Below are 6,574 nucleotides of genomic sequence, written 5' to 3' on the forward strand. Positions count from 1 at the left end.
TGAGCCTTGAACGTATTCACCATGCGCATGTCCTCGGAGAACCGGAAGTCGATCCCAAGTCCATTGCCAAGCTCGGTCAGGCGATCCCGCGCCGCCTCGGACTGTTCGGCGGTCGAACCGTATTTGCGCATGATGTGTTCACGCAGGTTTTCACCTTCCGCCGGCATGTCCGGATTGAGCTCGAACGGGTGCCACTTGATCGCTGCCGAAACACCGGTGCGCTCAATTGCCTGTTCAAGCTGCCTGAAGCCGACAATGCACCACGGGCAAACAACGTCGGAGACGATGTCGATCTGCAGAACATCGTCCAGGTTGAGATCGTTCAGCTCACTCATGAATTCCTCTTTCCGGCGCTGCCAGGTACCAACTCTCACTATAGCGTGGCATCGCCCTTTGGTGGCGGGTTCCATCCCCGTTCCGTACGGTCGTGACCTTCCTCGCCACGTTCGGCGCGCATGATTTGCAACAGCGTTTCCGAATGCGCGCGCATCGCGTCAATATAGGACTTGTCGACACCACCGTCGTTATAGTTCTCCCGCAATTCATCCAGCATCGCCCGATCGTGATTGCGGAAATCCTTGGTTTTGGTCCGCGCCCTGTAGGGATGCGCCCCCAGCGCGATCAGAGCTTCTCTGCCAAGCGTCAATGCACCTTCGAACACCTCCCGCTCGGCAATATCCGCCCCGGCATTCTCAAGTTCGTACACATGGTGACGATCTCGTGCCCGGGCAAGGATTTTAACGTGCGGATAGGTTTTGGCGACATGCTCAACCACCATGGTCTGCTTGTCCCGATCGTCGATGGCGGCCACAAACAGATCCGCCTCGCCAAGTCCGGTTCCGTGCAGAAGATCGGGCCGCGTCGCATCACCGTAGAATGTGCGCACCCCGATCCGTGCCAGATTGTCGATGGTTTGCGGATCATGATCCAGGATCACCACGTCATAGCCGCTGGCCATTAAAAGACGGGCAACGATCTGACCGAACCGCCCCATGCCGGCGAGGACGACACGCCCCCTGCTGTCGATGACATCCGGGGCCCTGTCCGACGTCGCAGCAGCTCTCGGAGCAACGACCTTTTCATAAAAAATGAACAGTGCAGGGGTCAACAGCATCGAGATCGCGACGACCAGTGTCATGGTCCGCAACAGGTTTTGCTCCAGGACGCCCGCACCACCGGCAAAGCCGAAGAGCACGAAGGCAAATTCACCGGCCTGAGCCAGCCCGAGAGCGAACAGCCATCGGTCCGGCCCGGAAAGCTTGAAAACTGTTCCAAGCGCGAACAGCAGCGCGAATTTTACCAGCATCAGGCCGAGCGCCAGCCCGAAGATCATCACTGGAGCTCCGAACAAGAGGTCGAAATCGATCCCGGCGCCGACGGTCAGGAAGAACAGGCCGAGGAGCAGCCCCTTGAAGGGTTCGATATCGCTTTCCAGTTCGTGCCGATAATCGCTGTCGGAAAGGACCACTCCTGCGAGAAAGGTTCCAAGCGCCGGCGACAGCCCGACAAAGTCCATCAGGAGCGCAATGCCGATCACCAGAAGCAAGGCGGTTGCTGTGAAAATCTCCCGCAAATGCGCCTCCGCGATAAAGCGGAATATGGGCCTGAGCAGATGCCGACCGGCGATGATAATGGCAGCGATAACGGCGAGTATGATCAGCGCCTGCGCCCAACCGGGCAACGAAGCCAGAGCTTCACCACCATGGGCGGCTGTCTCGCCATGCCCGTCCGATCCCGCGTTGCCATGGCCGTTCCCATGTTCAATTGCCAACAGTGGCAGCACCGCCAGCATCGGGATCACGGCAATATCCTGCGTCAAGAGAACCGAGAAGGAACTCTGCCCGCCTTGCGTCTTGAGCCACCCCTTTTCATTGAGAGTCTGCAGAACAATCGCGGTGGAGGACAGCGCCAGGATCATGCCGAGCGCAAGTGCGCTTTGCCAGGAAAGCCCGAATATCAACCCGGCACCCGCGAACACCGCAGTTGTGCCCGCCACCTGCAATCCGCCGAGACCGATCAGCTGCTGACGCATTTTCCAGAGCATGGCCGGCTGCAGTTCCAGCCCGACGAGAAACAGCATCATGACGACACCGAACTCTGCGAAATGCTGAACTTCGGTTGTTTCCGATCCGACGATGCCGAGAATTGGACCGATAAAGACACCAGCTATCAGGTAGCCGAGCACGGACCCGAGGCCCAGCCGATTGGCAATCGGAACAGCGATGACGGCCGCGCACAGATAGACGAAAGCGTCGCTTAAAAGCCCCATCAGACGGCCTCCCCTTTCAGAATGAAATCATCCAGAACATCCGTCAGATAATTTGCTTTTGCCGCCTTTTTCAGATCGAAGCGATCGGCAACCAGCGCCTTTAGCAGATCGTCATAGGCGTTGCGGTGAACATCCAGCCGGTTTTCTTCCATCGCCCGCCCGGCCCCGAACATCACGAAAGGCGCCAGATAACGCATACCGCACAGATCCGCCGTTCGCTCGAACGGAGCCAGCAGACTGCGCAGGTCCGAATGGTTCATTCCGTCCTTTGAGTAAGCGTTCGGCTTCGCGCCTGTCGAAATGGCGTTCAGAAAGCTCTTGCCGTCCAGCGCATGCCCGTGAAGGCCATAGGCAAAGCCATGTTCAAGAACCAGGTCCTGCCATTCCTTCATGATCGAGGGCGCGGAATACCAGTAGAGCGGATGCTGGAAGATGACGACGTCATGCTCGACAAGCCGCGCCTGCTCGAGATCCACATTAATGTTGAAGTCCGGATAGTCCGCGTAAAGATCGACTGCGGTAACCCCCTGGACGCCTTTGGCGGTTTCGAAGAGCGGAAAATTCACCTCCGACCGGTCCGGTCTGGGATGAGCAAAAAGTACCAGAACTTTCGCCAAGAGTGCCCCCTGGTTTAGCAATCAGCCATGCAGCCAGGGCCGCCAGCTTCTGCTGGCAAACCGGGCTGCTTGTTTATTGCTTTATAGGGTTCTGCTCCAGCCTTCAAAAGAGCAGCGCAGCAAACCGAACCGTTCTCGAATCTTGAACAATCCTCCGCCTGCCACTCAAATGACCGAAAATACTACTTCAACCGAACCCGGCGACCTTCTTCACCGGCTTCGGCGATTGCATGAATGACCTGTTCGAAATGCAGTGCATCCCTGAATGAGGGCAAAGCCTGGCGATCTTCTTCTATGGCGCGCAGGAGTTCACGTGCCTCGATCACCTTCAAATCGTTGAAGCCAAGCTGGTGCCCCGCCGCAGGAACAAAATGACCATAGGGCGGATGGGCGGGCCCGGAGAGCAATGTCTTGAAGCCCTGTTCCGCAAGCGGTCCCTTGTTCTGATAAAGGCGCAGTTCGTTCATCCGTTCCTGATCGAAGGTTATCATTCCCTCCGTGCCGTGCACTTCAAAGCCAATATAGCTCTTGCGTCCCCAAGCGCTGCGAGACGTCGAGACAACGCCGTGAACTCCGTTTTCAAAAGTCAGAAGCGCTGAAGCAATGTCCTCGTTTTCAACTTCCCTTCTCTCCTCGGATCCATCGCCCACCGGCCGGGTGACATGGACGGTTCTGGTTTCAGCGATCAGGCTCTCGACGGGCCCGACCAGGGCAGTCGCAAGCGATATCAGATGACAGCCAAGATCCCCGAGCGTTCCCAGTCCGGCATCAGCCTTGGTCGCGCGCCAGGTCCAGGCGAGATTCGGGTCGGCCTGATAGTCTTCGTCGACAGCCCCCCGAAAATGCACGACCCGGCCTATCGCGCCATCGGCAATCAGTTTCTGAGCATGTCTGAAGGCAGGATTCTGCAGGTAGTTGTAGCCGACTATTGTCTTGGCACCGGTCTTTTCCGACAATTCAAGCATTGCCTCGGCATCGTCCAGCGTCAGCGCCATCGGCTTTTCAAGATGCACATGCTTGCCGGCGTCCAGCGCCGCCATGGCCATTTCCTTGTGGACCTTGTTCGGCGTCGTGATGCAGACAATATCGACCTTGGGATCCACGATCAGGTCCTTCCAGTCAGCAGTTCCCCTGGCAAAACCGAACTGGTTCGCAAACATGTCCGCCTTATCGGCGGGAACGTCGCACAGAACCTCCAGCCGGATATCCGGGACGTCACCAAAGACAGCTTTTACCGAACCGTAGGCAAGCGCGTGGCACTTGCCCATAAATCCCGTACCGATCAGTCCAACACCGAGGCTGCTCATTGCCCGGTCCTCCAGCTTAATTCTCAATTCTGAGGGTCTTTATCGTTCGCGCGTTTTTCTCTTGTGAAGACCCGTCAGGTCTCCTGCGAAAAATCGAGCGTTATTTCAAAAACATCTGTCCGGCCCGTCGGAGCGCGTGGCACTTTTGCCTCTTCGGGCCGGTCAGTCGTCTTAGATTTCATCCATGCCGACAGCACGGCGTTCAGCAACGGACTTGAGTGCGGCTTCCGCAAGCGCCAGGGCCTTCAATCCGTCATCGCCGTTGGGATGCGGTGCGACCTTGCTTTCGATGGCCTTCACGAATGAGGCGATTTCCGCCGCATAAGCTTCCGTGTAACGCGTCATGAAGAAATCATGCAGTGGCGGCTTTACATAGCCTTGCTCAGTGGCAACCTCGATGGCGATCGGACGCTGGTTTTCCGCGGTCACCGCCCCTTTCGATCCGTGCACTTCGATCCGCTGGTCGTAGCCATAGGTGGCGCGGCGGGAATTCGAGATGGAGCATTGCTTGCCCGAGGCCGTCGTCAACACAACCATCGCACTGTCGTAATCGCCAAGCTTGCCGATTTCCGGGTCAACCAGGACGGAAGCCGTCGCATAAACCGTCGTGACTTCTTCCCTGAGCAGAAACCGGGCCATGTCGAAATCGTGAATGGTCATGTCCCGGAAGATGCCACCGGACGATTGAATATAGGCCGGAGGCGGGGCACCGGGATCACGTGATGTGATCTGCACCATTTCAACTTCGCCGATACGGCCTTCGTCAATTGCTTCGCGAACGGCCTGAAAATGCGGGTCGAACCTGCGGTTAAAGCCGAGCATCAAAGTGCCGCCGGCCTCTTCAACCGTCGCCAGACAGGACTTTACCCGGTCCAGAGACAGGTCGATCGGTTTCTCGCAGAAAACAGCCTTGCCCGCACGGACGAATTGTTCGATCAGATCCGCATGGGTATCTGTCGGCGTGCAGATGATCACGGCATCGACATCCTGTGCGGACGCGATTTCGTCAATAGAGCTCACGCGGGCGCCATAGGTCTCGGCAAGCGCACTGGCAGCTTCGGGAAATGCGTCGGCAACCGCAACGACCGTCGCGCCTTCCGTTGCAGCAACCGCCTTTGCGTGTACCTTGCCGATACGACCAGCTCCCAAAAGAGCGACTTGGATTGCCATTGAACTTCCTTTCGGATGACCGAGGGTCCGCGCGGCTGTAACCGGCGGCTTGCCAAATTAGAATAAAAATTCCAAAATCACTTTCCACGGAATGTGTCAAGCGGGAAAAGAAGAACACAATGATTGAAGCCAGGCCAGGGACACCTGATTCCCAAGCGACCAACAGCACGGCACCGGAGACGACGGAGGCCTTTTTCGAGCGCCTTGGCAGCACGGCAGATCAACTTCCCAAGCGGCTGAAACAATTTGCTGACTTCATAGCATCCAATCCCGACCGCGTTGCTGTTTCCACAGTGGCAGAACTTGCCGAAGGTGCTGACGTTCAACCCTCGGCCGTTATGCGCTTCTGCCAGGAAATGGGTTTTTCAGGCTTCTCCCAGATGCAAAAACTCTTCCGCTCCGATTATTCCCAGAAATGGCCTGATTATGCTACCCGCCTGGCAAATTTGAGGGAACAGGGCGCCGAATCTCCCACTGCCTTGCTTGCAGAGTTCGTCGAAGCGGGCCGGTCCTCTCTTGAAAACCTCATGACAAGTGTGGATGCAAAGGCTCTGCAGGAGGCAGTCGATGTGCTTGCCAGAGCGGAAACCATACACATGATCGGCTTTCGACGGGCGTTTCCGGTCACGTCTTACCTGGCCTATGCATTTGAAAAAATGGACGTTCCGGCAGTGCTTCATTCCGGTATCGCCAATATCAACATGGAGCATCTGATCCGGCCCAACGATGCCGTCATCGCAGTCACTTTTTCACCTTACACCGAATTGACTCTCGAACTGGCCACAAAAGCCCGGGCAATCGGCGCGGATATCGTTGCCATAACCGATGTCGTCACCAGTCCGCTCGCGCGCATCAAGGCAATTCAGCTGCTTGTTTCGGAATTTGACGTCGGTGACTTTCGAGCCCTGTCGGCAAGTCTCTCACTGGCTATAGCTTTGGCCGTGTCGGTCGGCACGCGCCGCAACCAATCTTCCTAATTTTAGAAAAAATCTGTTGCAATAAAACCAAAATGGAATTTATATTCCAAAAGCAGCCATGACAATCCATGGCCGCCTCGATTTGTGCAGGGCGCACATTTTGGTCCGCCTGCGCAAGACAGCATTTAATCTGGGAGGATTTTATGAAGAAGACATTGTTTGCGATGGCTGCTGCAGCCATTGCATTTACGGGATTGAGCGCGCCTGCTGTTGCTGATGGTGAGCGTTTTGTAC

The 6,574-nt window shown here is 56.6% G+C and carries 6 protein-coding genes; 1 reads left to right on the plus strand and 5 read right to left on the minus strand.

All coding sequences use genetic code 11. From position 1 onward, the window contains the following. The 5 genes from K5905_RS24200 to iolG form a co-directional block, all read right to left on the minus strand. On the minus strand, nt 1-335 hold a 335-nt coding region (locus K5905_RS24200; RefSeq protein ID WP_297588812.1), incomplete at its 3' end, for a DsbA family protein. Between the two features lie 38 nt (nt 336-373). Next, nucleotides 374-2,269: a monovalent cation:proton antiporter-2 (CPA2) family protein gene (locus K5905_RS24205; protein WP_297588813.1), complete on the minus strand. Its 1,896-nt coding sequence runs from the start codon at nt 2,267-2,269 to the stop codon at nt 374-376. After that, nucleotides 2,269-2,886: an NAD(P)H-dependent oxidoreductase gene (locus tag K5905_RS24210; protein ID WP_297588816.1), complete on the minus strand. Its 618-nt coding sequence runs from the start codon at nt 2,884-2,886 to the stop codon at nt 2,269-2,271. Before K5905_RS24210 ends, K5905_RS24205 begins: the two co-directional genes overlap by 1 nt. Before the next feature lie 182 nt (nt 2,887-3,068). Beyond that, on the minus strand, nt 3,069-4,193 hold the full coding sequence (locus K5905_RS24215) for a Gfo/Idh/MocA family oxidoreductase (RefSeq protein WP_297588817.1): 1,125 nt from the start codon (nt 4,191-4,193) through the stop codon (nt 3,069-3,071). Between the two features lie 171 nt (nt 4,194-4,364). Beyond that, complete coding sequence (gene iolG / locus K5905_RS24220; protein ID WP_297588818.1) at nt 4,365-5,363, minus strand: inositol 2-dehydrogenase; 999 nt, start codon at nt 5,361-5,363, stop codon at nt 4,365-4,367. Between the two features lie 119 nt (nt 5,364-5,482). Here iolG and K5905_RS24225 point away from each other — a divergent pair, with 119 nt between their 5' ends. Next, the gene (locus K5905_RS24225) at nt 5,483-6,340 is read left to right on the plus strand and encodes a MurR/RpiR family transcriptional regulator (protein WP_297588819.1); all 858 of its coding nucleotides are present in this window, start codon (nt 5,483-5,485) and stop codon (nt 6,338-6,340) included. Nucleotides 6,341-6,574 lie beyond the last annotated feature (234 nt).

Origin of the sequence: Roseibium sp., assembly GCF_025698965.1 — a bacterium.
Lineage (GTDB): Bacteria > Pseudomonadota > Alphaproteobacteria > Rhizobiales > Stappiaceae > Roseibium.